Annotated in this window: 2 rRNA genes; both read right to left on the minus strand. The window is 48.7% G+C overall.

Annotated features, from left to right (window positions below):
• Positions 1–78, minus strand: a 5S ribosomal RNA gene (gene rrf / locus ACT2CV_RS09535); the annotation flags it as partial.
• 134 nt (positions 79–212) lie between these two features.
• Positions 213–3,106 (minus strand): 23S ribosomal RNA (locus tag ACT2CV_RS09540).
• Positions 3,107–3,245: the final 139 nt, after the last annotated feature.

The raw sequence follows: 3,245 nt of genomic DNA on the forward strand, positions 1-3,245 counted from the left end.
CACTACCATCGGCGTTACAGCGTTTCACTTCTAAGTTCGGCATGGATTAGGTGGGTCCACTGCACTATCGCCGCCAAGATTATTCCTTCGATGTCTTTATCTATCTATTTATCGTTCTTTTCTATCACGCTTTATCAAAAACCAAAAACAAGCCTCAAACTTTCAATCTCTTCTCTCTCGTCTAAGTCCAACCCAAAAACAATTCAGGTTGTATAGTTAAGCCTCTCGGGCAATTAGTATGGGTTAGCTCAACGTCTCGCAACGCTTACACATCCCACCTATCTACGTCGTAGTCTACAACAACCCTTACCAACTTAAAGTCGGGGATGACTCATCTTGAGGCAAGTTTCGTGCTTAGATGCTTTCAGCACTTATCTCTTCCGCATTTAGCTACCCAGCAATGCCTCTGGCGAGACAACTGGAACACCAGTGATGCGTCCACTCCGGTCCTCTCGTACTAGGAGCAGCCCCTCTCAATCATCCAACGCCCACGGCAGATAGGGACCGAACTGTCTCACGACGTTCTAAACCCAGCTCGCGTACCACTTTAAATGGCGAACAGCCATACCCTTGGGACCTACTTCAGCCCCAGGATGTGATGAGCCGACATCGAGGTGCCAAACACCGCCGTCGATATGAACTCTTGGGCGGTATCAGCCTGTTATCCCCGGAGTACCTTTTATCCGTTGAGCGATGGCCCTTCCATTCAGAACCACCGGATCACTATGACCTGCTTTCGCACCTGCTCGACTTGTCTGTCTCGCAGTTAAGCTTGCTTATACCATTGCACTAACCTGACGATGTCCGACCGTCATTAGCAAACCTTCGTGCTCCTCCGTTACTCTTTGGGAGGAGACCGCCCCAGTCAAACTACCCACCAGACACTGTCCGAGAACGCGTTCCACGTCCTTCGTTAGAACATCAAACGTTAAAGGGTGGTATTTCAAGGACGCCTCCACAATCACTGGCGTGACTGCTTCTTAGGCTCCCACCTATCCTACACATCAAAATTCAATGTTCAGTGTCAAGCTATAGTAAAGGTTCACGGGGTCTTTCCGTCTAGCCGCGGGTACACCGCATCTTCACGGCGATTTCAATTTCACTGAGTCTCGGGTGGAGACAGCCTGGCCATCATTATGCCATTCGTGCAGGTCGGAACTTACCCGACAAGGAATTTCGCTACCTTAGGACCGTTATAGTTACGGCCGCCGTTTACTGGGGCTTCGATCAGGAGCTTCTCTTTCGATAACACCATCAATTAACCTTCCAGCACCGGGCAGGCATCACACCCTATACGTCCACTTTCGTGTTTGCAGAGTGCTGTGTTTTTAATAAACAGTTGCAGCCAGCTGGTATCTTCGACCGGTTCACCCTTCGTCCGCAAGGGACTACAAGCTACGCCGGCGCACCTTCTCCCGAAGTTACGGTGCTATTTTGCCTAGTTCCTTCACCCGAGTTCTCTCAAGCGCCTGAGTATTCTCTACCTGACCACCTGTGTCGGTTTTCAGTACGGTTTAGATAAACCTGAAGCTTAGTGGCTTTTCCTGGAAGCGTGGTATCAGTTACTTCAGTGCCGTAGCACCTCGTCATCAGTTCTCGGTGTTAAGAGAGTCCGGATTTGCCTAAACTCTCCACCTACCGCCTTAAACAGACATCCAACAGTCTGCTAACCTAACCTTCTCCGTCCCCACATCGCAGTTTATCCAAGTACGGGAATATTAACCCGTTTCCCATCGACTACGCTTTTCAGCCTCGCCTTAGGGGCCGACTCACCCTGCCCCGATTAACGTTGGACAGGAACCCTTGGTCTTCCGGCGAACGAGTTTTTCACTCGTTTTGTCGTTACTTATGTCAGCATTCGCACTTGTGATACGTCCAGCAAACCTCTCGATTCACCTTCTTCCGCTTACACAACGCTCCCCTACCCAACAATGTTTCCATTGATGCCGCAGCTTCGGTGACTAATTTAGCCCCGTTACATCTTCCGCGCAGGCCGACTCGACTAGTGAGCTATTACGCTTTCTTTAAATGATGGCTGCTTCTAAGCCAACATCCTAGCTGTCTAAGCCTTCCCACTTCGTTTCCCACTTAACTAGTACTTTGGGACCTTAGCTGGCGGTCTGGGTTGTTTCCCTCTCCACGATGAACGTTAGCACCCACCGTGTGTCTCCTATGCATTACTCTTCGGTATTCGCAGTTTGCATCGGGTTGGTAATCCGGGATGGACCCCTAGCCGAAACAGTGCTCTACCCCCGAAGGTATTCACATAAGGCTCTACCTAAATAGATTTCGGGGAGAACCAGCTATCTCCCGGTTTGATTGGCCTTTCACCCCCAGCCACAAGTCATCCGCTAATTTTTCAACATTAGTCGGTTCGGTCCTCCAATTAGTGTTACCCAATCTTCAACCTGCCCATGGCTAGATCACCGGGTTTCGGGTCTATACCTTGCAACTAATCGCCCAGTTAAGACTCGGTTTCCCTTCGGCTCCCTTATTCAGTTAACCTCGCTACAAAATATAAGTCGCTGACCCATTATACAAAAGGTACGCAGTCACCCATAAGGGCTCCCACTGCTTGTACGTACAAGGTTTCAGGTTCTATTTCACTCCCCTCACCGGGGTTCTTTTCGCCTTTCCTTCACAGTACTGGTTCACTATCGGTCAATCAGGAGTATTTAGCCTTGGAGGATGGTCCCCCCATCTTCAAACAGGATATCACGTGTCCCGCCCTACTTATCGTAAGCTTAGTACTTCAACCATGACTTCGAGTACGGGATTATCACCCTCTGTGATTGTGCTTCCCAGCACATTCCTCTGTCATCGCTGATATCACTTACTGGCTCTTCCACTTTCGCTCGCCGCTACTCACAGAATCTCGGTTGATTTCTTTTCCTCGGGGTACTTAGATGTTTCAGTTCTCCCGGTTTGCCTCATTAACCTATGGATTCAGTTAATGATAGTAGATTCTTCATCTACTGGGTTTCCCCATTCGGATATCTCGGATTAAACGCCTCTTATCGACTCATCCAAGCTTTTCGCAGATTAGCACGTCCTTCTTCGCCTCTGATTGCCAAGGCATCCACCTTGTACGCTTAGTCACTTAACTATACAACCTCAATTATTCTTGAGACGTCTCATCACTAAACACTTAGCTGCCTTTCTCAGCTAAGATTTTTTCTCTACTCAGACTTTCTTTCGAAAATCTCTCAGTTTTTCAGCTTGTTTCCTGGTTTTTAAAGAACAAT

The sequence above is a fragment of the Reella acinonychis genome, assembly GCF_052384575.1.
GTDB lineage: Bacteria > Pseudomonadota > Gammaproteobacteria > Enterobacterales > Pasteurellaceae > JBQSUQ01.